The organism is Streptomyces sp. BK340, assembly GCF_007827595.1.
Taxonomy (GTDB): domain Bacteria; phylum Actinomycetota; class Actinomycetes; order Streptomycetales; family Streptomycetaceae; genus Streptomyces.
Genome location: NZ_VISR01000013.1, coordinates 28,991 through 54,257, shown reverse-complemented (window position 1 = coordinate 54,257; position 25,267 = coordinate 28,991). Strand labels below are relative to the sequence as shown.

The 25,267-nt window shown below is 71.8% G+C and carries 23 protein-coding genes, 1 tRNA gene and 1 pseudogene; 18 read left to right on the top strand and 7 right to left on the bottom strand.

Features of this window, described 5'->3' with window-relative positions; genetic code table 11:
- The first annotated feature begins 127 nt into the window (after positions 1 to 127).
- Together FB157_RS22875 and FB157_RS22870 are read left to right on the top strand one after the other, a co-directional pair.
- Positions 128 to 985, top strand: coding sequence for a fumarylacetoacetate hydrolase family protein (locus tag FB157_RS22875; RefSeq protein ID WP_145882480.1), 858 nt, complete (start codon positions 128 to 130; stop codon positions 983 to 985).
- A 225-nt stretch (positions 986 to 1,210) separates the two neighbouring features.
- Positions 1,211 to 1,966 (top strand): hypothetical protein, encoded by a 756-nt coding sequence (locus FB157_RS22870; protein WP_145882479.1) that lies wholly within the window; start codon positions 1,211 to 1,213, stop codon positions 1,964 to 1,966.
- 16 nt (positions 1,967 to 1,982) lie between these two features.
- Here the strand turns inward: FB157_RS22870 and FB157_RS22865 are convergent, their stop codons facing one another.
- From FB157_RS22865 to FB157_RS22855, 3 genes are all read right to left on the bottom strand, one after another.
- Positions 1,983 to 2,867 (bottom strand): LLM class F420-dependent oxidoreductase, encoded by an 885-nt coding sequence (locus tag FB157_RS22865; RefSeq protein ID WP_145882478.1) that lies wholly within the window; start codon positions 2,865 to 2,867, stop codon positions 1,983 to 1,985.
- A 92-nt stretch (positions 2,868 to 2,959) separates the two neighbouring features.
- The gene (locus FB157_RS22860; RefSeq protein WP_145882477.1) at positions 2,960 to 3,460 is read right to left on the bottom strand and encodes a heme-degrading domain-containing protein; all 501 of its coding nucleotides are present in this window, start codon (positions 3,458 to 3,460) and stop codon (positions 2,960 to 2,962) included.
- A complete protein-coding gene (locus FB157_RS22855) occupies positions 3,460 to 4,527 on the bottom strand; it encodes a Gfo/Idh/MocA family oxidoreductase (RefSeq protein WP_145882476.1) in 1,068 nt (355 codons plus the stop codon). The genes FB157_RS22860 and FB157_RS22855 overlap by 1 nt, the downstream gene beginning before the upstream one ends.
- Before the next feature lie 56 nt (positions 4,528 to 4,583).
- Here FB157_RS22855 and FB157_RS22850 point away from each other — a divergent pair, with 56 nt between their 5' ends.
- From FB157_RS22850 to FB157_RS22800, 11 genes and pseudogenes are all read left to right on the top strand, one after another.
- Positions 4,584 to 5,717, top strand: a complete 1,134-nt coding sequence (locus tag FB157_RS22850) for an ROK family transcriptional regulator (RefSeq protein ID WP_145882475.1) — start codon at positions 4,584 to 4,586, stop codon at positions 5,715 to 5,717.
- Positions 5,718 to 5,888: 171 nt separating this feature from the next.
- The gene (locus tag FB157_RS22845; RefSeq protein WP_145882474.1) at positions 5,889 to 6,173 is read left to right on the top strand and encodes a hypothetical protein; all 285 of its coding nucleotides are present in this window, start codon (positions 5,889 to 5,891) and stop codon (positions 6,171 to 6,173) included.
- Between the two features lie 79 nt (positions 6,174 to 6,252).
- Positions 6,253 to 7,185, top strand: coding sequence for a hypothetical protein (locus tag FB157_RS22840; RefSeq protein ID WP_145882473.1), 933 nt, complete (start codon positions 6,253 to 6,255; stop codon positions 7,183 to 7,185).
- Positions 7,186 to 7,410: 225 nt separating this feature from the next.
- Positions 7,411 to 8,166: a GntR family transcriptional regulator gene (locus tag FB157_RS22835; RefSeq protein ID WP_145882472.1), complete on the top strand. Its 756-nt coding sequence runs from the start codon at positions 7,411 to 7,413 to the stop codon at positions 8,164 to 8,166.
- A 141-nt stretch (positions 8,167 to 8,307) separates the two neighbouring features.
- Positions 8,308 to 9,432: a TIGR03364 family FAD-dependent oxidoreductase gene (locus FB157_RS22830; protein WP_145882471.1), complete on the top strand. Its 1,125-nt coding sequence runs from the start codon at positions 8,308 to 8,310 to the stop codon at positions 9,430 to 9,432.
- Positions 9,429 to 10,136, top strand: coding sequence for an HAD family hydrolase (locus tag FB157_RS22825; RefSeq protein WP_145882470.1), 708 nt, complete (start codon positions 9,429 to 9,431; stop codon positions 10,134 to 10,136). Before FB157_RS22830 ends, FB157_RS22825 begins: the two co-directional genes overlap by 4 nt.
- A 1-nt stretch (position 10,137) precedes the next feature.
- Positions 10,138 to 10,644: pseudogene (locus tag FB157_RS22820) on the top strand (ABC transporter ATP-binding protein); the annotation flags it as partial.
- Positions 10,645 to 10,952: 308 nt separating this feature from the next.
- On the top strand, positions 10,953 to 11,732 hold the full coding sequence (locus tag FB157_RS22815) for an HAD-IIA family hydrolase (protein ID WP_145882469.1): 780 nt from the start codon (positions 10,953 to 10,955) through the stop codon (positions 11,730 to 11,732).
- A gap of 117 nt (positions 11,733 to 11,849) precedes the next feature.
- Entirely contained in the window at positions 11,850 to 12,395 is a 546-nt protein-coding gene (locus FB157_RS22810) for a hypothetical protein (protein ID WP_145882468.1), read from the top strand.
- A 15-nt stretch (positions 12,396 to 12,410) separates the two neighbouring features.
- On the top strand, positions 12,411 to 13,070 hold the full coding sequence (locus FB157_RS22805) for a class F sortase (protein WP_145882467.1): 660 nt from the start codon (positions 12,411 to 12,413) through the stop codon (positions 13,068 to 13,070).
- 101 nt (positions 13,071 to 13,171) lie between these two features.
- The gene (locus tag FB157_RS22800; RefSeq protein ID WP_145882466.1) at positions 13,172 to 14,194 is read left to right on the top strand and encodes a glycoside hydrolase family 6 protein; all 1,023 of its coding nucleotides are present in this window, start codon (positions 13,172 to 13,174) and stop codon (positions 14,192 to 14,194) included.
- Here the strand turns inward: FB157_RS22800 and FB157_RS22795 are convergent, their stop codons facing one another.
- The 4 genes from FB157_RS22795 to FB157_RS22780 form a co-directional block, all read right to left on the bottom strand.
- Positions 14,195 to 16,132, bottom strand: a complete 1,938-nt coding sequence (locus FB157_RS22795) for a kelch motif-containing protein (RefSeq protein WP_145882465.1) — start codon at positions 16,130 to 16,132, stop codon at positions 14,195 to 14,197.
- Positions 16,129 to 18,171 (bottom strand): glycosyltransferase family 2 protein, encoded by a 2,043-nt coding sequence (locus FB157_RS22790; RefSeq protein WP_145882464.1) that lies wholly within the window; start codon positions 18,169 to 18,171, stop codon positions 16,129 to 16,131. The genes FB157_RS22795 and FB157_RS22790 overlap by 4 nt, the downstream gene beginning before the upstream one ends.
- 305 nt (positions 18,172 to 18,476) lie before the next feature.
- Positions 18,477 to 19,199, bottom strand: a complete 723-nt coding sequence (locus FB157_RS22785; protein ID WP_145882463.1) for a FadR/GntR family transcriptional regulator — start codon at positions 19,197 to 19,199, stop codon at positions 18,477 to 18,479.
- Between the two features lie 167 nt (positions 19,200 to 19,366).
- A tRNA-Lys gene (locus FB157_RS22780) sits at positions 19,367 to 19,440 on the bottom strand.
- Between the two features lie 185 nt (positions 19,441 to 19,625).
- Between FB157_RS22780 and FB157_RS22775 the strand changes: the two genes are divergently transcribed.
- The 5 genes from FB157_RS22775 (at position 19,626) to FB157_RS22755 (ending at position 25,237) form a co-directional block, all read left to right on the top strand.
- Positions 19,626 to 20,924 (top strand): peptidoglycan-binding protein, encoded by a 1,299-nt coding sequence (locus FB157_RS22775; protein ID WP_145882462.1) that lies wholly within the window; start codon positions 19,626 to 19,628, stop codon positions 20,922 to 20,924.
- 94 nt (positions 20,925 to 21,018) lie between these two features.
- Complete coding sequence (locus tag FB157_RS22770) at positions 21,019 to 22,158, top strand: SPFH domain-containing protein (RefSeq protein ID WP_145882461.1); 1,140 nt, start codon at positions 21,019 to 21,021, stop codon at positions 22,156 to 22,158.
- A 159-nt stretch (positions 22,159 to 22,317) separates the two neighbouring features.
- Positions 22,318 to 22,932, top strand: coding sequence for a lytic polysaccharide monooxygenase (locus FB157_RS22765; protein WP_145882460.1), 615 nt, complete (start codon positions 22,318 to 22,320; stop codon positions 22,930 to 22,932).
- Between the two features lie 90 nt (positions 22,933 to 23,022).
- Complete coding sequence (locus FB157_RS22760) at positions 23,023 to 23,487, top strand: DUF3592 domain-containing protein (RefSeq protein ID WP_145882459.1); 465 nt, start codon at positions 23,023 to 23,025, stop codon at positions 23,485 to 23,487.
- 40 nt (positions 23,488 to 23,527) lie between these two features.
- Positions 23,528 to 25,237, top strand: a complete 1,710-nt coding sequence (locus FB157_RS22755) for an AMP-binding protein (protein WP_145882458.1) — start codon at positions 23,528 to 23,530, stop codon at positions 25,235 to 25,237.
- The last annotated feature ends 30 nt before the right edge of the window (positions 25,238 to 25,267 follow it).

The window sequence follows — 25,267 nt, the reverse complement described above, 5'->3', positions numbered from 1 at the left end:
AGGGGCGTGGTTACGGTCCAGTCCGTGAACAAGGTCTTGCGGACTGGACAGCCGGATTGGAGGATCGACCAGTCCTCCGATGGCTGCACCCATTGGCGGGCGCCCGCGATCGAGGGAGATTGTGACCATGAAGCTGCTGCGAGTCGGTACGGCAGGGGCTGAGCGCCCCGCGCTGCTCGACGCCGAGGGGACCCTGCGGGATCTGTCGGGGATCGTCGACGACATCGACGGGGCGCTGCTCGCGGACGCCGGTGCGCTCGGCCGGGTACGGGCGGCGGCGGGGGCCGGTGAGCTGCCCGCGCTGGACGTGGAGGGTCTCAGGATCGGGCCCCCGCTCGGCCGGATCGGCAAGGTCGTGTGCATCGGGCTCAACTACCACGACCACGCCCGCGAGACGGGGGCCGAGCCGCCCGCCGAGCCCGTGATCTTCTTCAAGGCCGCGGACACGGTCGTCGGGCCGAACGACACCGTGCTCGTGCCGCGCCGGTCCACCAAGACCGACTGGGAGGTGGAGCTGGCCGTGGTCGTCGGACGTACGGCCCGCTACCTGGAGTCGGCCGAGGAGGGGCTCGCGCATGTCGCCGGGTACGCGGTGGCGCACGACGTGTCCGAGCGGGAGTTCCAGATCGAGCGGGGCGGGACCTGGGACAAGGGGAAGAACTGCGAGACGTTCAACCCGCTGGGGCCGTGGCTGGTGACCGCCGACGAGATCGCCGACCCGCAGACCCTGCCGCTGCGGCTGTGGGTCAACGGGGAGCTGAAGCAGGACGGGACCACCGCCGACCAGATCTTCCCCGTGGGCGAAGTCGTCCGCTACGTAAGCCAGTTCATGACCCTGTACCCCGGCGACGTCATCAACACCGGTACGCCGGCGGGCGTCGCGCTCGGGCAGCCCGAGCCGAAGCCGTTCCTGCGGGCCGGGGACGTGGTGGAGCTGGAGATCGACGGACTCGGCCGGCAGCGGCAGGAGTTCAAGGACGCCTGAGGCGCCGGGGCGTCGTGCTTGCCAAGCGACACTTCCGCGGGCAAGCATGGCGCCGTTGCCGGCAGTGCCGAAGGGTGGGGGATGGCCGCGACGGGAGCTGATGAGACCTCGACGACCGGTCGGAGAGGAGTCAGGCCGTTCCAGTGGGCGGCGGCTGTGCTGGTGACACTCGCTGCGGGCGCGGCCATTGTCCTGTTCTTCACCACCGACGTGTGCGATCAGCAGATGGCTTCGAACGGGAACGTCGTCACGGTCTGCCGGCACCCGCAGATGACGGATCCTCCGATGGTCGTCCTCGGCCTCGTGATCCTGGTGCTGCTGGGTGTCTTCTTCTCCGAGATATCCGGATTCGGGATCACCCTGAAGCGCCAGGTGGAGGAAGCGCGGAGTACGGCGCAGGAGGCCATCCGCGAGACGCGGCAGATCGAAGCCAGGCATCAGGAGGCGGCCGGCGACCTGGCCGACGGGGTGCGGGAGGCGCTCAGCAGAGCGCAGCCGGGCGGCCTGCCCGCCGCGCCGACGCCGGCCGACCCGGTCGATCAGCTGGCGGCGCGGTACAACGAGATCCGATGGACCATGTCCAGCGGGCGGGCGCGGACGCGTGCGATGTCCGAGGTGGCGGACGAGATGGTCGGTCTGCTGCGAGACGCCCGGGACTTCGACGTCGAGAGCCGTCTCCGCAGCAGCGACAGCGGCGTGCGACTGACCGCCGCCACATACCTCTACGCCAATCCGGACCCGGCGTGGGTGGGCCCGCTCGCCCGGGCGGCGGTGTCCGAGGACAAGCCGTTCAACGAGTACTGGGCGCTCAAGGCGCTGCGCGAGGTGCTCCGGGGGCACTGCGAGGCACTCGACGAGGAGACGAGGGGCCTGCTCCGACGGCGCATGCGCCGACTGCCCCCGGGCACCGACCGCGCCGAGCAGATCGGCAAGCTGCTGCGCGACTGCCCGGAGCAAAGCGGCGGTCAGGACACGATCTGAGGCACGCTGACCGAGTTCAGCCCAGCACGGACGCCAGCCTGCGCCATGCCTCGCGCGGCAGCGCGTCGCGCGAACCCCCGTCGACCACCTGGATCGCCACGTGGTCCGCGCCCGCCTCGTGGAACGCGTCGATCCGCTCCCGGATCCGGTTCTCGTCCCCCCACGCGTAGAGCGCGTCGACCAGACGGTCGCTGCCACCGGCGGTCAGGTCGTCCTCGGTGAAGCCGATGCGCAGGAAGCTGTTGGTGTAGTTGGGGAGCGTGAGGTACAGGCCGAGGTGGTCGCGGGCCAGTTCGCGGGCGCGGGCCCGGTCGGTCTCCAGGACGACCCCGAACTCGGGTGCCAGCAGCGGCTCTTCGCCCAGGATCTCGCGGGCCTGAGCGGTGTGCTCGGGGGTGACGAGGTAGGGGATCGCGCCTGCCGCCCGGTCCCGGGACAGCTCCAGGGTCTTCGGGCCGAGGGCCGCCAGGACCCGGTGCCCGGCCGGGACGCCGGCCGCGTCCAGGGCGTCCAGGTAGGCGACCAGCGCCGAGTACGGGCGGCGGTACTGGTCCGCGAGCTTGGCGTGGCTCACGCCGAGGCCGAGCAGGAAGCGGCCGGGACGGTCCTGCTCCACCTCGGCGAAGGCGGCCGCGCTCGCGTCGGCCTCGTACTGCCAGATGCTCTGGATGCTCGTGCCGACGACCAGCCGCGACGTCGCTTCCAGGAGCGGGGCGGCATGCCGGACGGCGCTGCTGCCGCCCAGCCAGGCCGCGCCGTATCCGAGTTGTTCCAGTTCCGCCGCGGCCTCGGCGATGTCGCCGCGCCGGGCCGGGTCCTCCGAGCGGAGCCCCACGCTCCAGACGCCGTACCGGCCGATCGACTCCTTGACGGAGCGCGCGCTGCTCGTCGACTCGCTCATCGGGTCCGTTCCCTCCGGGTGGGTGTCGTGCCGTGATCGTCGTGCACGTCGGTGCCAACCGGAGGGAGCCGCGCGGTAATCCCACGCACGGGCTATTCGCCCAGGAACTGCTCCAGAACCTCCACCACGAAGCGGTGGTCCTGCAGTTGGGGCAGGCCGGACACGGTCACCGTGCCGATGACGCCCACGTCCTCGACATGGATCGGGAACGAGCCGCCGTGGGCCGCGTAGGTGTCCGGGTCCAGACGGGAGGACTCCTCGAACGTCGTGCCCTTGGCGCGGAAGCGGGCGCCGACCAGGTAGGAGGAGGCGCCGTAGCGCTCCACCACCCGCCGCTTGCGGTCGATCCAGGCGTCGTTGTCGGGCGTGGAGCCGGGCAGGGCCGCGTGGAAGAGCTGCTGGCCGGCGCGGCGGATGTCGATGGCCACCGGCGCCTGGCGTTCCCTGGCCAGCTCGACCAGGAGGGAGCCGAGGGCCCAGGCGTCGTCGTGGGTGAACCGGCGGAAGACCAGGCGGCGTTCCTGCGCCTCCAGCTCCTCGACGCTCGGGGTGATCTCGGGGGCGAACTTCGGGGTGATCTTCGGGTGGTGCATCACAGGGTCACCGTCACCTTGTCGCGGGCGGAGCGCCGGGCGGCTTCCAGCACGTCGAGTGCGGCGGCCGCCTCGAGGGCGGTCACCGGGTTGGAGCCGGCGCCGGTCAGCGCCGCGGCCACGGCCGCGTAGTAGGCCGGGTAGTCGCCGGGGACGCCCGGTACGGGGCGGCCGCCGCCGGTGAGCGGGGACTCGCCGGAGCCGATGCGGCCCCACAGGGACTCGGGTTCGGCGCCCCAGGCGGGGCCCGGCCGCAGGCCTTCCCTGAGTGCCGCCTCCTGCGGGTCCAGGCCGTACTTCACGAAGCCCGCCTGCGAGCCGAGGACCCGGAAGCGCGGGCCGAGCTGGGCCGTGGTGGCGGAGACGTAGAGGTGGGAGCGGGTGCCGTTCTCGTGGGTCAGCGCGATGAAGGTGTCGTCGTCCGTCTCGGCTCCGGGGCGGCGGACGTCGGTCTCGGCGTACACCTCGGTGACCGGACCGAACAGGACCAGGGCCTGGTCGACGACATGGCTGCCGAGATCGTAGAGCAGACCTCCGATCTCTGCCGGGTCGCCGGACTCGCGCCAGCCGCCCTTCGGCTGCGGGCGCCAGCGCTCGAAGCGGGACTCGAAGCGCCAGACGTCGCCGAGTTCGCCCTTCTCCAGCAGCTGGCGCAGGGTCAGGAAGTCGCTGTCCCAGCGGCGGTTCTGGAAGACCGAGAGCAGCAGGCCGCGCTCCTCGGCGAGGGCGGCCAGCTCGCGCGCCTCGGCCGCCGTACCCGCCACCGGCTTGTCCACGACCACCGGCAGGCCCGCCTCGAGGGCGGTGGTGGCGAGCGGGACGTGCGTCCTGTTCGGCGAGGCGACGACGATCAGATCCAGCTCGTCGGCGCGGTCGAACAGCTCGTCGGGGGTGCTGACGACGCGGACGCCCGGGAACTCGGCCTGGGCCTGCTGCTGCCGCTCGGAGTACGAGGTGACCACCGTGTCCAGGGCGAGGCCCTCGGTGGCGGCGATCAGCGGGGCGTGGAAGACGGAGCCTGCGAGGCCGTAGCCGACCAGGCCGACGCGGAGGGGGGTACCAGTCATGCGTCCTACTTTCGCAACGCTGTTGCCAAAGTGCAAGCGGAGGGGAGAATGGTGGCGTGAACAGGACGAGGAGCGGCGGCCCGGTGGGAGCGAACCTGCTGGCCGTGCGCAGTCACAACACCGCGCTGGTGCTGGATCTGCTGCGCGCGGCGGGGGCGGAGGGCATCAGCCGTCTGGAACTGGCCGAGCGGACCGGGCTGACCCCGCAGGCCGTCAGCAAGATCACCGCACGGCTGCGCGAGGAGGGGTTCGCGGCGGAGGCCGGGCGCCGGGCGTCCACCGGGGGCAAGCCGCGCACCGTGCTGCGGCTGGTGCCGGACGCCGGGCATGCGGTGGGGGTGCATCTGGACCGGGACGAGCTACGGGCCGTGCTGGTGGATCTGGACGGGGCGGTGGTCGGGGAGCGGCGTGGTGGCGTGGACCTCGGGGCCGGGGCCCAGGCCGTGCTGGGGGTGGTCGCCGACGCGGTGACCAGGCTGGTCGGGGAGGTCCTGGGCGGCGCCGGCGGAGGACTTCGGGCCGTCGGGTCGCTGCTCGGTGTGGGGGTCGCTCTCCCCGGGCCGCTCGATCACGCGCGCGGGGTGCTGCACCGGGTCACCGGGTTTCCCGAGTGGGACGGGTTCCCGCTGCGGGACGCGCTGGCCGAGCGGCTCGGGGTGCCGGTCGTGGTGGACAAGGACACCAACGCGGCGGCGCTCGGGCTCTCGGTGGACGGCGAGGGCGGGTCCTTCGCCTATCTGCATCTCGGTACGGGCCTGGGCGCCGGCCTGGTGATCGGCGGCAGCGTGCACCGGGGGGCGCGGACCGGAGCCGGGGAGTTCGGGCACCAGGTGCTTCAGCTGGACGGACCGCTGTGCGAGTGCGGGAACCGGGGCTGCGTGGAGGTGCTGTGCCTGGGGGCCGTGGCGCGGGGAGAGGTGGCGCAGGCCGCGCGGGTGCTGGGGGTCGGGGCCGGGAACCTGGTGGGGCTGCTGGACATCGACCTGGTGCTGCTCGGCGGGCGGACGGTCTCCGGAGCGCCGGAGCCGTTCGTGCGCGGGGTCGCCGAGATGCTCGACGCACGGGCCCGGCGGGAGGGTGTGCCCGGCGGGACGGTCCCCGTGCGGGTCGTTCCACGAGGGGAGCGGGTCGTCGCGGAGGGCGCGGCGCAGCTGCTGCTGGCGCCGCTGTTCGGGCGGGCGGACGGCTGACCCGGGCGGGCGGTCCGCCGGTCCGGGCGGGTGGCCCCGGGCCGGGGGTGCACCGTCCGGACCACTCGCCTGCCCCATCGGGTGATTGCCGGACGAGTCGCGAGCGGAGCACGCGTCGCACGGGTACGGCGTCTGCGCACGGAGATGCCCCGGACTCGTGAGGAGAACAGCGTGTACGCAGCCGTCAGACGGTACGAAGGGGTCACCGATCCGGCCGAGGCCGGGCGCCAGGTGAACGAGGGATTCGTGCCGCTCATCCGCGACATCCCCGGCCTCCTGGCCTACTACTGGGTCGACGCCGGCAACGGCGTCATGGTCTCGACCAGCGTCTTCCAGGACGAGGCGGGAGCCCACGAATCGATCAGGAGGGCGGCGGTGTTCGTGCGCGACCACCTCGCGTCGCTGCTTCCCAACCCTCCCCAGGTCATGTCCGGCCAGGTCGTGGCCTCCGTCTAGCCCGTCGGCCGATCGAGCGGACTTGCCGACGACCCCGGAGCGGCACGCCGTGCCTGCGCTCCCCACCCGGCATGGTCATATGTTCATGCGACTGTGCACGTCCCTGCCCCTCAGTCTCGCCGCAGCCGCCGCTCTCGTGTCCCTGTCGCCGGCTGCCGCCCACGCGGACGCGGACGCGGACGCGTCGTCCTCCTGCGCGGCACCCGGCGGCCGTGCCTTTCCGGTGACCACCCGGATCCACGGCGGGCCCGCCTCCTACGAGGCGGGCGGAGGCTTCGGCACCTGGTACATCGACCTCACCAACACCACCGGCCGCACCTGCACCGAGGTCCACCCCGTCGTCGTCCTCGTCGACGACAAACGCACCCTGAAGCCGTCCCAGCCCAAGCTGGACTTCTACGACGGCTCCCGCGCCCGTCCCGTCACGTTCGAGAGCACCGACGAGCAGGAGCTGGTCGGCGTACTGGACGGCACGGGGTTCGACGGGTTCACCGTGGCGCCCGGCGCGACCGTCAGCGTCAGGGTCAGGCTCTCGCTCACCTCCGACGCCGTGCCCGACGACGTCACCGTCAAGGCGGCCGTCGTCCAGCGCCGGGGCGAGGACGGCGACTGGGTCGGGGAGTCCAACGACTACCGCTTCGGCATCGGGGACGAGCCGGACGAGCCCGTCGATCCACAGGAGTCGCAGGGTTCGGGGCAATCGCGGGGTCCGGGGGACCCGGAGCCGACGGCGACCGCCCCGTCCGGCACTCCCACGGCCACCCCGAGCAGCACCGGCGACCCCGACGGACCCGACGACCCCGACGACTTCGGCGACCCTCACGACTTCGGCGACCCCCACGACTTCGACGACCCCTCCCTCCCCTTCGCGGCCGAGGCAGAGGAAGCCGGAGAGCGGGCCCGGGAGCTCGCCCGCACCGGGCTCGGGCTCGCCCACGGGCTGCTCGCGGCGGGAGCCGCCCTGCTCTCCGTCGGCGCGGGCGCGTTCCTCCTGGGCCGCCGGCGCCGCTGAGGCGCGGGCCGCCCTAGGGCCTGTCGTCAAATTCCCGTCGTCGCCCGAAGGGCGGCCTCGCGGCGTCTGGTGCGTGCTCTCGGCGTGCCGGGCGGAAGTCCTCGTACTGGACGTACTTGGGCTTTCGCCCGGTGCGGCGAGAGTGCGTGCCAGGCGTCGTGGGGCAGACGGGAATTTGACGACAGGGCCTAGGACCGGCCCGCCCCCGTCTGCGACGATCCCTGCGTGGACTACCCGAACGACCAGGCCCCCGGCGCCCCCGTCCGCTCCGGCATCCCCGAGCACGGGCGCATCCCGAAGTACTACGCGGTCAAGGCGCGCATCGCCGGACTGCTGGAGGAGCTGGGGGAGGGGGGCCTCATCCCCACCGAGCGCGATCTCGCCGAGCGGTACGACGTCGCCCGCGAGACCGTACGGCAGGCCGTGCGGGAGCTGGTGCTGGAGGGGCGCCTGCAGCGGCGCGGCCGGGGAACCGTCGTCGCCGGGCCCAAGCTGGCCCAGCCGCTGTCCCTCGCCAGCTACACCGAGGGCGTACGCCGGCAGGGCCGTACGCCCGGCCGTACCCTCGTCACCCTCGACCGCTTCCCGTGCCCGGAGCCCCTCGCCGCCGAGACCGGGCTGACCCGGGGCGAACTCGTCTGGCACCTGGAGCGCGTGCTGCTCGCCGACGACGAGCGGGTCGGCCTGGAGAGCACCTACGTCGCCGTCGACCGGGTCCCCGACCTCGACTCCCGCTTCGACCCCGACTCCTCCTTCTACGCCTACCTGAAGGATCAGGGCATCGAGTTCGGCGACGCCGACGAGCGCATCGAGACCGTGCTGGCCACCCCTCGCGAGGCCCTGCTCATCGGCACCCCGCCCGCCCTTCCGATGCTGCTGATCCACCGCGTGTCCCGGGACACCGGCGGACAGCCGCTGGAGCGCGTGCGCACCCTGTACCGGGGCGACCGATTCTCCTTCACCACGCACCTGAAGGGCTGAGAACCGCCTGAAATCACCCGTCACCCACCCCCCTATCATCACGAAAAGATAACGGGTCTAGCCCAAACGCGATGGGTCGTTCACGCTCTCGTTGTCAGCCGGACCCCTTCCGGTTCCCTGTGCGCGAGGAGCGTCGCCGCCGTGAGAGTGACAGTCGTAGGAGCAGGCGTGGTGGGCACCATGCACGCCTGGCAAGCAGTGCGGCGCGGCCACCAGGTCGTCCAGATCGAGCGTGAGGCGGAGGCGCGCGGCGCCTCGCTGCGCAACTTCGGGCAGATCTGGGTCAGTGGGCGCGCCGGTGGCGAAGAGCTGGAGACCGCGCTGCGGGCACGGGAGTTGTGGGAAGGAATCGGCGGGCGCGTGCCCGGGCTCGGCTTCCGGGCCAACGGGTCGCTCACCCCGGTACGCGGTCCCCTCGAACTCGCCGTCGCCGAGGCCGCCGTGGCCCGCCCGGACGCCGCCGAACGCGGCTACAAGCTGCTGACCCCCGGCGAGGCACGAGCCCTCAACCCCGCCCTGCGCGGCGAGTTCACCGCCGCCCTGCACTGCGAACGCGACGCCGCCGTCGAGCCACGCACCGCCCAGCCGGCGCTGCGCGCGGAGCTGCTGAAGTCCCCGGACTACACCTTCCTTCCGGGGCGCGAGGTACGCGAGGTGGTCGGTGCCGGGGCCGTCCGGGACGACCACGGCGACGTGCACCACGCGGACGCCGTCGTGCTGTGCACCGGCGCCTGGCTCGGCGGACTGGTGCGGGAACTGGCCGGGCCCGAGCTGCCCGTGCGCCGTGTCCGCCTCCAGATGATGCAGACCGACCCGCTCGGCGAGCCGCTCACCACCTCGGTCGCGGACGCCGACAGCTTCCGCTACTACCCGGCCTACGCCTCCTCGGCGCTCGACGCGCTCAACGCCGGGCAGCCGCAGCCGGCGACCGCCGCCGAGCACAAGATGCAGCTGCTCATGGTGCAGCGCGCCGACGGCGGCCTGACCATCGGCGACACCCACGAGTACGAGCACCCCTTCGCCTTCGACACGCTCGAGGACCCCTACGACCACCTCACCGAGGTCGTCGAGTCCCTTTTCGGCCGGCCGCTGCCGAAGATCCGGCGCCGCTGGGCCGGCGTGTACGCGCAGTGCACCGACACCAGCCGGGTCGTGCACCGGCAGCAGGTGAGCGACGGCGTGTGGCTGGTCACCGGGCCCGGCGGGCGCGGCATGACCTGCTCGCCGGCGATCGCCGAGACCACCGCGAACGAACTGGGCTGGTGAGAGAGTTGACCAACGACATCCACGACATCCGTCTCGTCGTCCTCGACATGGCCGGCACCACCGTCGCCGACGGCGGCCTGGTCGAGCGCGCCTTCGCGGCGGCCGCCGCCGAACTGGGCGTCGAGCCCGGCTCCGCCGACCACGCGGAGAAGCTGGACTACGTCCGCGCCACCATGGGCGAGTCCAAGATCTCCGTCTTCCGGCACCTGTTCGGGGACGAGAGCCGCGCCCAGCGCGCCAACACCGCCTTCGAGAAGGCGTACGGCGACCTCGTCGACGCGGGCCTGATCGCCCCGGTCCCCGGCGCCCGCGAGGCGATCGAGGAACTCATGGGCAGCGGCCGTACCGTCGTCCTGACCACCGGCTTCGCCCGCGTCACCCAGGACGCAGTCCTGGCCGCCCTCGGCTGGCAGGACCTCGTACCGCTCACCCTCTGCCCGGCCGACGCGGGCGGGCGCGGACGGCCCTTCCCGGACATGGTCCTGGAGGCCTTCGTGCGGACCAAGGCCGCGGCGGACGTCCGGCAGGTCGCCGTGGCCGGGGACACCTCCTACGACGTGCTGAGCGGCGTACGGGCCGGTGCGGGCCTGGTCGCGGGCGTGCGCACCGGGGCCCACGGGGACACCGAGTTCCGCGCCGCCGGCGCCACCTTCGTCCTCGACTCCGTCGCCGCCCTGCCCGACCTGCTCGCGGGAGCCCGGTGAGATGGGCATCCGCTTCGACTCCGTCACGGTCGCCTAAGACGGCAACGTCGTCCTCGACTCCCTCGACCTGACCGTCGAGCCCGGCGAGGTCATGGCGCGGCTCGGGCCGTCCGGCTCCGGCAAGACCACCGCGCTGCGGGCGGTCGCCGGGTTCGTACGGCCCGCCTCCGGGCGCGTGTTCCTCGGCGACCGTGACGTGACGGACCTGCCGCCCCACCGGCGCGGCATCGGCATGGTCGTCCAGCAGTACGCCCTCTTCCCGCACATGCGGGTGGACGACAACGTGGCCTTCGGCCTGAAGGCCCGCAAGGCCCCCAAGGGCGAGATACGGGGGCGGGTGGCCGAGGCGCTGGAGATGACCGGCATGGCCGCCTACGCCCGCCGCTTCCCGCGGGAGCTGTCCGGCGGGCAGCAGCAGCGCGTCGCCATCGCCCGCGCGCTCGCCATCCGGCCGGACGTGCTGCTCCTGGACGAGCCGCTGTCCGCGCTGGACGCCCTCGTCGGTTCCTTCCAGTTCCTCACCACACCGTGGGGCGTGCTGCTGGCGGAGGTCACCTACTTCACGCAGTTCGTGATGCGGCCGCTGCTCCAGGTCCCGGCCGGGGCCCGCTCGGCCCGGGTCCGCTTCCGCTGCACCGGCGGGAACAACTGGTACTGGGTGATCGACGGCGTACGGATCGGCCGGTGATCAGCCGGTGACGAGTCGGTCCTGACCAGGGTCAGGATCAGGCCTTCCTGATTAGGCTGGGGGCGTCGGTACGCCGTGGTTCCGGCGCCCCCGCTTCTTGACCGTACGCACGCAGGAGACGCAAGCACATGGCAGACCGCAAGCCCATCGAGTCGTGGCTCACCGACATGGACGGCGTCCTGATCCACGAGGGGGTCCCGATCCCCGGCGCCGACGCCTTCCTGAAGAAGCTCCGCGACTCCGGGCGGCCCTTCCTGGTGCTCACCAACAACTCCATCTACACCGCCCGGGACCTGCACGCCCGGCTGCGCCGGATGGGCCTGGACGTGCCGGTGGAGAACATCTGGACCTCCGCCCTGGCCACCGCCCAGTTCCTGGACGACCAGCGGCCCGGCGGCAGCGCCTACGTCATCGGCGAGGCGGGCCTGACCACCGCACTGCACGACGTCGGCTACATCCTCACCGACCACGACCCCGACTTCGTGATCCTCGGCGAGACCCGCACCTACTCCTTCGAGGCCCTGACCAAGGCCGTACGCCTGATCAACGCCGGTGCCCGGTTCATCGCCACCAACCCCGACAACGTCGGCCCCTCCACCGAGGGCGACCTGCCCGCCACCGGCTCGGTCGCCGCGCTGATCACCGCCGCGACCGGCAAGCAGCCGTACTTCGTCGGCAAGCCCAACCCGCTGATGATGCGGGCCGGGCTCAACGCGATCGGCGCCCACTCCGAGAACTCCGCGATGATCGGCGACCGCATGGACACCGACGTCCTCGCGGGCCTGGAGGCCGGGATGCGCACCTTCCTGGTGCTGACCGGCGTCACCCAGCCCGGGGACGTCGACCGCCACCCCTTCCGCCCCTCCCAGGTCGTCGACTCCATCGCGGACCTCGTCGACCTCGTCTGAGCAGGGACGGCCAAACCCGGCCCGTACCCCGGATCACCCGTATGGAGCAGTCGCGCGCCTCCCCGGGATGCGCAGGGGCGCCGTACGGGGGAGCCTCCCACTATCTGGAGGTTCACGATGGGCTCAGCACGCCTCACTCTCTGTACAGCAGTCCTGGCCGTCACCGCCCTGACCCCGGCGGCGTACGCGGCCGACGGCGGCCCCGGTGTCACGGTGACCCCGGCCTCCCCGACCCCGGGCGGTGATGTGTCCCTGCGGGTACGGGGCTGCGCCGGAGCCCAGGGCACCGCCGTCTCCGACGCCTTTGTCTCCGACGCACGCCTCACCGGCAGCCAGGGCGCACTGGCCGGGGAGACCCGTATCCGCACCTCGCTCCCGCCGGGCGGCTACCAGGTGCGGATCAGTTGTTCCGGAACGGTTGTCACCGGCACGATCACCGTCGCGGGGGCGTCCTCGGACCAGCACGAGGAGCCGTCCGACACCGCCGCGTCGCCCGTCGCACCCGTCGACGCGGGTGGCGGCGGCACCGCACACTTCGCCACGGTGGCCACCAGCGGGTCCGCCCCCGGCACCGGCCAGGCGTTGACCGGCCTGGCGCTCGCCGGGGTCGCCGCGGCCGCCGTCGGGCTGCTCGGGGCCCGCCGGAGCCGCGGCACGGACTGAGGGCGTACCGCGGCCATGTCCGAGGAACCCGGGCGCACCACCGGCGGCGCGCGCCTGATCACCGTCCTGGCCTGGACGCTCCTGCTGCTCGCGCTGTGGCTGTGGGGCCGCGGCGTGACCGACGTGGCGGAGAGCCCGGCCGGCCCGGGCGACGTGGCCGGCCTGGGGGCCGATGCGGTCCGGCTGCCGCCCGCGGCCAAGCCGCTCGGCGCCGCGGTCCCGCAGCGTATCGACATCCCCCAACTGGGCGTGCAGGCCCCGGTGATGGCCCGGGGCCTGGACAGCCGGGGCGCCGTCGACCCGCCGCCGTTCGGCCAGCCGGGAGTGGTCGGCTGGTACGGCTCCGGGACAGCGCCCGGCGCGGCAGGGGCCGCGCTGATGGTGGGTCATGTCGACACCCGGACCCGGGCCGCCGTCTTCTACAAGCTCAGCACCCTGAAGCCGGGCGAGACGGTCCGGGTGGTCCGCTCGGACGGCAAGGTCGCCCACTTCACCATCGACGGCATCCGCGTCCTGGCCCGCGACGACTTCGACGCCGGGCAGGCCTACGGACCCCACGAGGCGGGCCGCGCCGAACTCCGCCTGATCACCTGCGGTGGTGCTTTCGACCGGACCAGCGGCAGCTACACGGCCAACGTGGTGGTCTCCGCGTACCTCACGGGCACCGGTCCGTGAGACCCCTGACACCCCCCGCGCGACCTCGTGACGGGCACGGCCGGTATGCCACGATTGGTACTCGGTCGACCGGGCCGACGATGCGCTCAGGGGGGAATCGCATGTACGACACCAGGGGGGCCCGCTCTTCGGCACGGGCACGGGCGTCCGCGGCGGTGCTGGGGGCGGCGGCACTGCTGCTCGCCGGATGCTCCTCCTCGGACGGGGACCGGGCGGCCGGCGCCACGATCACTCAACAGCCCAGGTCCGCCGACCCGTTCTGGGTGAACCCGGACAGCACCGCGGCCCGCCGGCTCGCCGCCTACGAGAAGGCCGGCAAGAAGACCGAGGCCGCACAGATCCGGAAGATCGCCGAGCAGCCGACGGGGGAGTGGATCGGCCCGGAGAACCCGGAGCGGGAGGCCCGCGGCTTCACCGAGGCCGCCGAGAAGTCCGACCGCACGGCCCTGCTCGTGCTGTACGACATCCCGCACCGCGACTGCGGCCAGTACTCGCAGGGCGGCGCGGCGGACGGCAACGCCTACCGCGCCTGGATCGACGGTGTCGCCCGGGGCATCGGGGACCGCCCCGCCACCGTCGTCCTGGAACCCGACGCCGTACTCCACCTCGCCGACGGCTGCACCCCGGACCAGTTCCACGAGGAGCGCTACGACCTCCTCAAGGGTGCCGTCGCCAAGCTCAAGTCCCTGAAGAACACCAAGGTCTACCTGGACGCCGGCAACGTCGGCTGGGGCCATCCCGACCAGATCGTCCAGCCTCTCCGGCAGGCCGGCATCGACCGGGCCGACGGCTTCGCCGTCAACGTCTCCAACTTCTACTCCACCGAGGACTCCATCGCCTACGGCAAGCAGCTCTCCGCGAAGGTGGGCGGCAAGCACTTCGTCGTCGACACCAGCCGCAACGGCAACGGCCCCTACACCGGGGGCGATCCGGCCGAGAAGTGGTGCAACCCACCCGGCCGGGCCCTGGGCGCGACGCCGACGACGAAGACGACGGACCCTCTCGTGGACGCCTACCTGTGGGTCAAGCGCCCGGGAGAGTCGGACGGCACCTGCAAGGGCGGCCCGAAGGCGGGCCAGTGGTGGGCGAGTTACGCACTCGCCCTGGCCCGGAACAGCAAGTAGCTACGGCACCTTGACCCACTGAGCCTTGGACGGCGTCCCCTGGCCGTCGTCCACGAACAGCATGTACCAGCCCGACTGCACCAGGTTCCGGTTCTTCGGGACGGTGACGGTGATCTTGTCGCCGGCGGTCCTGAAGTCCAGGGCGATCGACCGCTGGTCCACGTCCGTCACGTGGGTCGAGGCGCTCGGCCGGATCAGCCGCACCTTCTTGATGCCCGAGGCGTGCTTCGAGGTGAACGTCCCCGAAGCACCCCGGGCGATGGTCCGCGGCCCCCCGTCGAGCGACGGCCGGGAATCCCGGTACAGGTAGGGAGGCGTGTAGATCTCGATGCGCTGCTCGAACTTGCCCGGCCTGGTGTTCGCCTTGTCCGCGTACAGCGAGTCGGACCCGAAGAACATCACCCGCCCGTCGGGCAGCAGGATCGACCCGGAGTGGTAGTTCCGCCCGACCAGCGGATCGGCGACCTGGGTGAAGCTGTTGCTGTCCGGGTGGTACAGCCGGGCCTGACGGATGTTGGAGTCGCCGCGCCCCCGGTAGTCCTCCGAACCCCCGGACACCAGCACGGTGTCGTCGGGCAGGATCGAGGTCTGCGGATACCGGGTGCCCTTCGCCAGCTCGGGCCCGTCGACGAAGCGCGGGCTCTTCGCCTTCAGGTCGATGAGCCGCGTCCTGTTGCTGGACAGCTTGGACTCGCCGACCCCGCCCCCGCCGATCACCATGAACTTCTCGTTCTGCGCCGGAGGCAGCAGCACCGTCCCGGACGTCTCCATCCGGTCGGGGTCACTGAGCCCGGGCAGCTTGGTGAACTTGTTGGTGTCGACGTCCCAGATGCCGGGAACCCGGCCCACGTTGTCCGGTCCGTAGCCCGCGTTGGAACCCGAGTAGAAGATCTTCCCGTTCTGCATCAGGAACAGCGCCGGGTACGTCGGGAACTGCCGGATCTTCTGCGTGTACGTCCACTTCTTGGTCTTGGGGTCGAAGATCTCGTTCTTCCCCGGGACCAGCTGACCGATGTCGTCGAGACCGGAGACGCTGAGGATCTTCCCGTCCGACAGGGTCGTGAGCGTCGGGTACCAGCGGGCCTCGTTCATCGGGTCGACCTTGATGTACCGCTCGGCGACCGGATCGAACTCGTAGGCGTCGCGGATGCCCTGGAAGTCCTTCTTGTCGAGGGCGAGCTTCTGCGCGATGCCGTACGTGTTGCGCGCGTCGGCGCCGGTCAGGCCCTGGATCCGGTAGTTGTCCTGGGTGCCGGTCTCGTACCTGGTGCCGCTTCGCTGCGCCTCGACGTAGATACGGCCGAGCCCGGGGTCGTTGCGCAGGAACACGCCCGTCTGCGGGTCGAAGACCTTCTTCGCGCGCGGTACGAGCACCGGGTCCTTCGAGACGAAGGTCTTGCCGTTCTCCTTGCCGGTGAACTTGGTGCCCGGGGGCAGCGTCATCGGCTTGTCGGGGTTCTCGTTGTGCACGACCATCAGGCCGCCGGCCTTGGTGACGTCGCCCTTGAGCTTCTCGTAGCGCTTCGTCCCGCCCGCGATCAGCAGGTTGCCGTTGGCCAGCTGGGTGTGCCCGGTGCAGAACAGGTCGGCGGGCGTCGGCACCTTCTTGATGGTGCCCTTGACCGGGTCCCAGATGCGGGTGTCGAACTTCTTCTTGTCGAAGTTGTCCTGGTTGTTGCCCGAGCCGGCGACCAGCAGCACCTTGCCGGTGTGCAGGAGCGCCGCGTGGATGGTGTCCTGACGGTACTCCTCGGGGAACTCGACGATGTCCCAGTGGCCGTTGGCGGCCTTGTACTCGGGCTTGTTGATCTTGTACTGGTGGTACTGCTCGGTTCCGAAGCGGTACAGCCACGGCCCGTTCATCCCGGCCAGCGCGAGTACCACCGCCGTGCCTATCGCGAGTCGACGGGCGCGACGGCGGCCGGCCTGGTCCTTCATTCCTTACGTCCCCCAAGTCCACCGAGCGCGATCTGCATGGTCTGGTCGTCCCCCGCCGCGGGGTCCCCGCCCGGCCCGCGGGGCGCGGCGGCCCAACTGGGCCGCTGCTGCGGGGCGTGGCCGCGTGCCGCGTGGGCGTACTGCGCGGGCACCGCGTCCTGCGGCTCCGCCGCCGGCGCGGGAGCGGCGGTCCCGGCGGCCGGGACCGCGCCCGGGGCCGCCTGAGCCGTCTGCCGCGGGTTCTTCTTCTCCTGCCGCAGCGCGTGCCGCCAGGCGAAGATCGGCGAGGCGGTGATCAGCATGGCGAAGACCGCCCACGTGATCATCGCCGGGTGGGAGTGCCCGAACACGAAGCCCGCGGCGAGTGAACCGCCGAAGACCAGGATGAAGAACCAGTGGATGCGGAAGGTCCCGAACAGCGTGTCCGGGCTGGCCGAGTCGCCCTTGGGGGTCACCACGAACTTGCTCTTGCGGCGCAGCACCGCGTCCATCAGCGAGCGGGCGTAGATCGGCGCGGAAAGCGCCGACATCACCATGCCCGCGACGCCGCCGGAGCCCTCCGGCTCGTGCGGCGAGACGTTGTGCCGGCGGTTCCAGATGTACAGGCCGATCTGCAGCGCGGACGCGTTGCCGTACAGCATCAGCCACACCGTCGGGTCGATGTTCACACCCGAGGCGCCCAGGCCCAGGAACAGCGCGCAACTCAGCGCCGCGAGGATCCAGTTGAGTGCGGACATCGGATAGAAGATGATCATCATCGTGTAGTTGAAGAGCTTGCCGGGCGGCAGCGAGTAGAAGCCCTTCCAGTACTGCTTGAGGATCGTCTCGTACGTCCCCCGGGACCAGCGCATCTGCTGGGTGAAGAAGTCCGTCCACGCGTTCGGGCCCTCGCCGACGGCGAGGACGTCCGGGGTGTAGACCGACTTCCACTTCCGGCCCGTGGCCGGGTTCTTGGCGCGGTGCATCTCGAACCCGGTGGCCATGTCCTCGGTGATCGAGTCGTACAGGCCGCCGATCTGCTTGATCGCGCTGATCCGCACGGCGTTCGAGGTGCCCACGAACATCGGGGAGCCGTAGCGGTTGCCGGCGCGCTGGATGAGGGCGTGGAAGAGGAACTGCTGCGACTCGGCGGCCTTGGTGACGAACGTGTCGTAGTTGCCGTAGACCTGCGGGCCGATGACGAAGCCGACGTCCGGGTCACGGAAGTAACCGAGCATCCGCTCCAGGTAGTTGGGCATCGGCACGTGGTCGGTGTCGACGGAGGCGAAGAAGTCGTACTCGCCGCCGTGCGCCTCCAGCCAGGCGTTGTAGTTGCCGTGCTTGGTCTTGGCGCGGTGCGGGCCCTTGGGCTGGTTCCACCGGGCGACGCCCTTGCGGGAGAAGTGGTGGACGCCGAGCCGGGCGCAGACCTCCTTGACGGCCGGGTCGTCACCCTCGTCCAGCAGCCACACGTGCATCACGCCCCGGTGGCGCAGCTTGACCGCCGCCTCCAGGGTCCTGGTCACCATCTCCAGCGGCTCCTTGCCGGGCACGAAGGAGGTGAGGAAGGCGACGCGGGTGCCGGTCTCCGGCACGACCGGCACCGGGTCCCGCGCGACCAGCGTGGCGTGCGCGTTGGACAGCACGTTCATGCAGCGGAAGAACTCGATCAGACCGATCGAGACGAGCATGACGATGTCGAGCGCCGGCAGGAAGTCGTGGGCCGGGTAGTCCCGTTCGGTCCAGTGCTCGGGCTGCAGCAGCCAGAACAGCAGGACCAGGGAGAGCACCGGGGCGGCGCCCAGCATGAGCGCGGCTCGTATACGGTGCGGCTCCTGTGAGAGCAGCGAACGGTACTGCACCGTGTAGGGCTTGCCCGGGTCGGGCTGGGTGAGGGGGCCCGCCAGTCGGCTGTAGTGCTCGTAGTCGTATCTCGGCAGGCTTTTTCTGATGCGGCGGAACTGGCCGGTCCGGTGCCCGATCGCTCGGAGCTGGGTGGTCTGTGACGGGTCGTCGTGCTGATCGTGGCTCTGCCGGGCGCCCTTCGGCGTCGACGTCATGAGTCATTCCCCCCACACGCAGGTCACCGCGTGTTCGTCGGTCCTTCGCCCGGTCGGGGCCCCCTCGGCCGTCACAGGCGGTTCAGTGGTGAGTCACAGTCACCACGTCTTGCTCACCTATAGACATGGGACTGCGGCCTTCCGGTTGCATGATGCCCCCCTCGGCACCGATTCATGAGCGGGGCCCCCTCCCCGCCGGTGCGCAACCGCTTTCCCCCCAAGTGCCGCGAACCCGCGGCTTCATGGGCAACCAGGGTTCTACGGTGATCGCATGATCGCAAGACGCGAAACGCGGTGTTTACCGGTCAAACCCGTTCATTGGGGCGCGGGTGGGGCTCGGGAGGCTCGGGTGCGCCGGTGGGGGAGAGGCGGGCGCGGATGTTGCCGAAGTGATCTCTTATGGCCTCCTCCGCCCGTATGGAATCGCCGGACCGGACCGCGTCGAGGATCTCCCGGTGCTGACGGCAGGTGACCCGCGGGTCCTGCGGTACGTCCATCAGATCCCGCTGGACCCGGTGGAACGCGTCCCAGAACGCCTCCAGCACCTCGCTCAGCAGAACGTTGTCCAGCCCCCGGTAGAGGGTGGCGTGAAACGCACGGTCGGTCGCGGCGAGGCCGCAGCCCTCGGCGGCCTCCTGTTCCATACGGTTCACGAGGCCCTCCAGTTCAACGAGGTCCGTTTCCGGCAGCCGTCCGGCCAGTCGCGAGACCAGTCCCGTCTCGACCGCCTCGCGCAGCTCCAGCAGCTGGAGCAGGGAGTCCTCGCCCCGGTAGTGCCCGGCGACGGTACGGAAGGCGAGCCCCTCGATCATCGGGGCGAGCGACATCGGGCCCACGTAGGTCCCGAACCCGTGCCGGATCTCCACGATCCCCATCGCCTGCAGCGCCTTCAGTGCCTCCCGCACCGAGTTCCGGCTCGCCCCGAGGAGCTCCATCAGCTCGGGCTCGGTCGGCAGCGGGGCACCCGAGGGCAGCCGCCCGTCGATGATGAGCTTCTTGATCCGTTCCTGGAGGTCACGCGCTGCCATGGCCAGAGAGTATCCGGCCAAACAGCAGCAGGCCCCCCGTTCGCACGGGGGGCCTGCTGTCGCCGGGTGTGGGTGGCGGAGCCCCCACTGCGCGGCGTAGCCGCGCCGTGACAGAGATGGCGAGCCAGGTCCGCGTTTTCTGCGGACGTGGCTCGCCATCGTCATTGTGCGCCGCCAGGGACTCGAACCCCGGACCCGCTGATTAAGAGTCAGCTGCTCTAACCAACTGAGCTAGCGGCGCCTGCTGACGAGAGAACTCTACCTGAGCTGGAGGAGTGCTCCCGACCACCCTCGGGTGACCCGGAGGGCGGCCGTGCCCGTCTGTACATCATTCGGACCGTCAACATGCGCGCCCCGGTGACAGTTGTGAAACTGATCAACGTGCACATCCGCGAACAAATCAACCCAGAGTGTGAGGCAGATCGCATGACCGCTCCGGCGTTCGAGGAAGTCGACCCCACGAGCGACTGCGGCTGCCCCGGCTGCGCCCGCCACCGGGCGAGTCCCCGCCCGTCCGGCCGCTTCGGCGGCAACCCGGCCGTCCGAGGGGTGGTGGTCGTGGCCACCGCCGCGTCCGCCGCCTTCGGAGCGGCTCCCCCGGCCGCCGCCCTCACCGCCCCCCATGTCGCGCCCCGCCCCGGCGCCCCGGCTGCGGACGACGGGCCCGCCACCCCGCAGGGCCCCCGGGCCCCGCTGCACGGCCCGGCCGGCGGGCCGGTCAAGCAGCCGGCCACCCCGTATCCCGCCGCCACCCGGACCCAGATCATCAACCGGGCCAAGCTCTGGGTGGGCGCCAAGGTGCCGTACAGCATGGACGACTACTGGTCCGACGGTTACCGGCAGGACTGCTCGGGCTATGTCTCCATGGCCTGGGGCCTGGGCACCAACGAGTGGACCGGCAGTCTCGACCAGTTCGGGGTGAAGATCACCAAGGAGGAGCTGCAGCCCGGCGACATGCTCCTCTTCCACAACCCGGACAACCCCGAGAAGGGTTCCCACGTCGTGATCTTCGGCGGCTGGACCGATCACACGCACACCAACTACCTGGTCTACGAACAGACGCCCCCGCACGCGCGCAGCCAGCCCACCCCGTACCCCTACTGGACCCACGCCGACAAGTACGTCCCCTACCGCTACAAGGGCGTGACCGCCGGCACCGCGGGTGCCCAGCAGGCCGCCGACGGCAGGAAGCCGGCGCCCTTCCCCGGTGCCGGGTTCTTCGGCCCCGGCACGAACAACAAGTACGTCACCCAGCTCGGCCGGCTGCTCGTCTCCCGTGGCGCCGGCTCCTTCTACACCGAGGGGCCCGGCCCGGCCTGGGGCGAGGCGGACCGGCGGGCGACCCGGGCGTTCCAGCTGGCCCAGGGCTGGGCGGACGAGGACGCCGACGGGCTGCCCGGCCCCGGCACCTGGAAGCTGCTCGTCACCGGGCAGGGCAGGAGCCTGCCTTCCGGAGCGGCCGGCGCCCGGCCCGCCTCGCACGGGGTGCCCGGCTATCCCGGCCGGAACCTCTTCCGTCCGGGCGCGGAGAACGAGTACGTCACCCAGCTCGGGAGGCAGCTGTCGAAGAAAGGATTCGGCAGGTTCTACGCCGACGGGCCGGGGCCGAGCTGGGGCGAAGCGGACCGGCGGGCCGTGGAGGCGTTCCAGCGCAGCCAGGGCTGGCGGGGCGGCGCGGCGGACGGCTACCCGGGCCCGGAGACCTGGCGCCGCCTGTTCGCGTAGCCGGCGCCGCCCACGTTCGTGAGCACACCTGATCCCACTTCCACTCCCACTTCTCACTGTCATGACGCATCTGGCGCGGAGGCTGGAGGCACGCATGAGTACGACCACGTCACACACGTCCGAGTCCGGGGAGCGGCCGGAGAGCGCGGTGGCCACCGGGGGCACGGCCACCCGCCCGGCCCGGCTGATCCAGAACGAGGTGACCACCGAGATCCCCGTCCATCTGCTCTTCCGTGACGAGCCCGAGCCGGTGCCGGTGCCGGTGACGCCCGCCGTCGTGGGCCGCCGGCAGGGCACCGGCGAGCAGCCCCGACAGAGGCGCCCGGCCCCGGCCCGCAGCCGGACGGTGCCGCAGGTCGACCCGGATCTGGTGGAGCGTCCGGCGCGGGTGCTGCCCGGGCTGGCCGGGGTGCTGGCCGGGGCGGGCGGCGTCGTGGGGTGCCTGGCCACCTCGTGGTGGGCGGGCGTGCTGCCGCCGCTCGCGGCACAGGCGCTGCGCCTGCCGGTCTGCACCGGCACCGGGCTCGGGCCCGCGCAGTGGGCGGCGTACGCCGGGGCCGGTTCGCTCGGCGTGCTCGGCTTCGGCGGGCTCGCCCGCGGCCGGACCGGACAGGCGCGGCTGCTCGGGCTGTTCGGCCGCTACCGGGGGACGGTGCGGCGCACAGGACTGCTCTGGGTGAACCCGCTGCTGGTGCGCCGCCGGGTGAATGTGCGGCTGCGGCACTGGCGCAGCGAGGCGATGCCGGCGGCGGACGCCAACGGGGTGGCGCTGCGGGTCGTCGTGCTGGTGGTCTGGCGGGTGCGGGACACCGCGCGGGCCGTGCTCGGCATCGACGACCACGAGACCTATCTGCAGGGGTGCGTGGAGGCGGCCCTCGCCCGGGTGCCGGTGGACCTTCCGGGCTCGGCGCGAGGCGGGGTGGCCGTGGCGGGGGAGGCGCTGACCCGGCTGGTGGCGGCGGACGCGGGGCCGATCGGCCTGGAGGTGTTCTCGGTGCAGCCGCTCCGGGTGGAGTACGCGCCCGAGGTCGCCGCGGCGATGCACCGGCGCACGATCGCCGCACTGGACGCCCGGCAGCGGGCCACCATGCTCAACTCGGTCGTGGACTCGGTGGAGGACACGGTGACCCGGCTGACCGTGCGCGGTCTGGTCGAACTGGACGACTACGAGCGCAAGGTGCTCGTCCGGGACCTGACGGTGGCGTTCTGCTCGGGCCGCAGGGAGCCGATGTGACGGCCCGGCAGCCCCTCGGCGCAGGCGGCGCGATCGGTATGGACACGTCTTGATATGGACACGGCCAACTGACGGCAATAATCTGAGACTTGGTCTAGACCTACTGTACGGCTCAGCTCGGCTCAGTGAACCTCCCCCACGTTCTCCAGGAGCGGCAGCATGCGTACGAAGACCAGATTCTCGGCGTTGTCCGCAGTCGTGCTGGGTGTGGTGACCGCCGGAGCCTTCGCGCTCTCCACCGGTGGCGCCAGCGGGCACGGCTACACCGACCTCCCCATCAGCAGGCAGAAGCTCTGCCAGAACGGCACCGTGACGAACTGCGGCGACATCCAGTGGGAGCCGCAGAGCGTCGAGGGACCCAAGGGCTTCCCGGCCGCCGGACCCGCCGACGGCCAGATCTGCAACGGCGGCGTGAGCCGCTTCGCCCAGCTCAGCTCGCCGAAGACGCCGTCCGGCACGGCGTGGCCCACCACGAAGGTGACCGGCGGTCAGTCGTACACCTTCCGGTGGCAGTTCACCGCCATGCACGCCACGACGGACTTCAAGTACTACGTCACCAGGCAGGGCTGGAACCAGAACCACGCCCTGGCCCGCTCGGACCTCAACACCACGCCGTTCCTGACGGTGCCGTACAACGGCCAGCGCCCGCCGGCCACCCTCAGCCACAGCGGCACCCTGCCCGGCGGGCTGAGCGGTCACCACGTCATCGTCGCGGTGTGGACGATCGCCGACACGGGCAACGCGTTCTACGCCTGCTCGGACGTCACGTTCTGAGCATTACTTGAGTCAGTCCGGCGGACTCCGCGGGTACCGTCCTGACACGCCTACCGACGAGTAGGGCGGTACCCAAGACCGGGGGATCCCATGGACGTGCTGTTCTACCTCGTGCCCTGCCTCATCATGGCCCTGGCCCTCTTCATGGCGTACCGCGTGCTGCACCGCTGGCTGCAGATCCGCAGCGCCTGGAACAGCGGGCTCACGGCCCAGGGCCGCTGCCTGCGGATGTTCACGACGACCCACGGCGGCGCCAACGACACCTCGGTGACCACGACGATCCACCACGTCTACGAGTTCACGGCCCGCGACGGCCGGGAGATCCGCTTCGAGGAGGAGAACGGCCCCGCGACCCGCCTGGAGGGCGACCTCGTCACCGTCTACTACAAGGACGGCCCCATGGTGGTCGCCACGGCCCACGAACCGGGGCAGGTCAGGCAGGCGGCGGCGGCCTTCGGCTTGGTCGCGTTCCTCGGCGTCGTGGTCGTGCTCTGCGTCGGCTTCATGGTCACGTGCACCGACGCCTTCGCGAACAACGACATGGGCGGGTTCTGAGCCTCCACATCTGACGGCATGTCAGTTACCGTGCCTCGCCATGAGGTCCACGATGAGCACGGTGGCCGAGCTGGTCGCGGCACGGTGGGGGGACCACCGGCCGGGGCTGTGGTGCGAGATGGGGGTCCCCCCTGCTCGAGCGGAGGCGATGGCTCGGGGGAGGATGCTGACCCATCACGAGGTGGCCGCGGGGGCGGCCGCCCGGGCCGCACTGCTCGCCGATCTGCTGCCACCGGACGCCGTTCCGCACATCGGCGTGCTGCTCGACAACACCGGGGAGTTCCCGCTGTGGCTCGGCGCGGCCGCGCTCGCCGGGGCCGCCGTCGCCGGGATCAACCCCACCCGCCGGGGCGCCGAGCTGGCCCGGGACATCCGGCACACCGAGTGCGCGGTGCTCGTCACCGAGCGGGCGCGGCTGCCGCTGCTGGCCGGGCTCGAGATGCCGGACGTGCGCGTCCTCGTCACCGACGACGACGCCTACGACGCCCTCCTCGCCCCGTACGCCGGCGCCGTACCCGACCCCGCCCGGGCCGCGCCCGCCGACCGCATGCTGCTCTACTTCACCTCCGGCTCCACCGGCGCGCCCAAGGCCGCCCTCTGTTCCCAGGGGCGGCTGGCCGCGGCGGGGTATGCGCTGGCCGGGCAGTTCGGGGTCCGCGCGGACGACGTGCACTACGTCTGCATGCCGATGTTCCACGGCAACGCGGTGATCGCGGACTGGGCGCCCGCGCTGGCCGCCGGGGCCGGGGTGGCGCTGCGCCGGCGGTTCTCGGCGTCCGGGTTCCTGGCGGACGTGCGGCGGTACCGGGCGACGTACTTCACCTATGTCGGGCGGGCGATCCAGTACATCCTCGCCACCGAGCCGCGGCCCGACGACCGGGACAACCCGCTGCGGACGGGCTTCGGGACGGAGGCCGGGGCGGTGGACGCGGCAGCCTTCGAGCGGCGGTTCGGGGTGCGGCTGGTCGAGGGATACGGGTCGTCCGAGGGCGGGGCGGCCATCCAGTGGGCGCCGGGGACCCCGGCCGGAGCGGTGGGGCCGGCGGGGCCCGGCCTGGTGGTGCTCGATCCGGGTACCGGGCTGGAGTGTCCGGTGGCCGAGTTCGACGCCGCCGGGCAGCTCCTCAACGGTGACGAGGCCATAGGGGAGCTGGTGAACCAGGGGCCCAGTCCCTTCGAGGGGTACTGGCGCAATCCGGCGGCGGAAGCCGAGCGGCGGCGGGGCGGCGCCTGCTGGACCGGGGATCTGTTCTACCGGGATGCCGGGGGATACCTGTATTTCGCCGGCCGCGCCGACGACCGCATCCGGGTCGACGGGGAGAACCTGGCCGCCGCGATGATCGAGAACATCGTCGCCCGGTACGAGGGGGCGGTGGGCGTCGCCGTGTACGGGGTGCCGGATCCGGTCACCGGGGACCAGGTGATGGCGACCGTCGCCGGGCGGTTCGACCCGTGGTCCTTCGCGGAGTTCCTGCGGGCCCAGCCCGACCTCGGGACGAAGATGGCGCCCCGGTTCGTGCGGGTGGTGGAACGGATGCCCGTGACCGCCACCAACAAGATCGAGCGGGCGCGGCTGCGGCGCGAGGGGTTCCGGTGCGCCGACCCGGTGTGGTGGCGGCCGCCCGGGGAGGACACGTACCGGAGGCTGACCCCGGAGGACGTCGAAGGGCCCCTCGCTTCCGCGAAGGGCCCGCCAGTAGGGGGTGTGGGTGGCAGCGCCCCCACGGCGCGCGGCGCAGCCGCGCAATAACAGCGATGGCGAGCCAGGCCCGCGCTTTCC

What these genes read in the sequence shown, in the direction of transcription:
- FB157_RS22875 (WP_145882480.1), top strand. Translation starts at nt 128, where the DNA reads ATGAAGCTGCTGCGAGTCGGTACGGCAGGGGCTGAGCGCCCCGCGCTG.
- FB157_RS22870 (WP_145882479.1), top strand. Translation starts at nt 1,211, where the DNA reads ATGGCTTCGAACGGGAACGTCGTCACGGTCTGCCGGCACCCGCAGATG.
- FB157_RS22865 (WP_145882478.1), bottom strand. Translation starts at nt 2,867, where the DNA reads ATGAGCGAGTCGACGAGCAGCGCGCGCTCCGTCAAGGAGTCGATCGGC.
- FB157_RS22860 (WP_145882477.1), bottom strand. Translation starts at nt 3,460, where the DNA reads ATGCACCACCCGAAGATCACCCCGAAGTTCGCCCCCGAGATCACCCCG.
- FB157_RS22855 (WP_145882476.1), bottom strand. Translation starts at nt 4,527, where the DNA reads ATGACTGGTACCCCCCTCCGCGTCGGCCTGGTCGGCTACGGCCTCGCA.
- FB157_RS22840 (WP_145882473.1), top strand. Translation starts at nt 6,253, where the DNA reads ATGTTCATGCGACTGTGCACGTCCCTGCCCCTCAGTCTCGCCGCAGCC.
- FB157_RS22815 (WP_145882469.1), top strand. Translation starts at nt 10,953, where the DNA reads ATGGCAGACCGCAAGCCCATCGAGTCGTGGCTCACCGACATGGACGGC.
- FB157_RS22810 (WP_145882468.1), top strand. Translation starts at nt 11,850, where the DNA reads ATGGGCTCAGCACGCCTCACTCTCTGTACAGCAGTCCTGGCCGTCACC.
- FB157_RS22805 (WP_145882467.1), top strand. Translation starts at nt 12,411, where the DNA reads ATGTCCGAGGAACCCGGGCGCACCACCGGCGGCGCGCGCCTGATCACC.
- FB157_RS22800 (WP_145882466.1), top strand. Translation starts at nt 13,172, where the DNA reads ATGTACGACACCAGGGGGGCCCGCTCTTCGGCACGGGCACGGGCGTCC.
- FB157_RS22795 (WP_145882465.1), bottom strand. Translation starts at nt 16,132, where the DNA reads ATGAAGGACCAGGCCGGCCGCCGTCGCGCCCGTCGACTCGCGATAGGC.
- FB157_RS22790 (WP_145882464.1), bottom strand. Translation starts at nt 18,171, where the DNA reads ATGACGTCGACGCCGAAGGGCGCCCGGCAGAGCCACGATCAGCACGAC.
- FB157_RS22785 (WP_145882463.1), bottom strand. Translation starts at nt 19,199, where the DNA reads ATGGCAGCGCGTGACCTCCAGGAACGGATCAAGAAGCTCATCATCGAC.
- FB157_RS22775 (WP_145882462.1), top strand. Translation starts at nt 19,626, where the DNA reads ATGACCGCTCCGGCGTTCGAGGAAGTCGACCCCACGAGCGACTGCGGC.
- FB157_RS22770 (WP_145882461.1), top strand. Translation starts at nt 21,019, where the DNA reads ATGAGTACGACCACGTCACACACGTCCGAGTCCGGGGAGCGGCCGGAG.
- FB157_RS22765 (WP_145882460.1), top strand. Translation starts at nt 22,318, where the DNA reads ATGCGTACGAAGACCAGATTCTCGGCGTTGTCCGCAGTCGTGCTGGGT.
- FB157_RS22760 (WP_145882459.1), top strand. Translation starts at nt 23,023, where the DNA reads ATGGACGTGCTGTTCTACCTCGTGCCCTGCCTCATCATGGCCCTGGCC.
- FB157_RS22755 (WP_145882458.1), top strand. Translation starts at nt 23,528, where the DNA reads ATGAGGTCCACGATGAGCACGGTGGCCGAGCTGGTCGCGGCACGGTGG.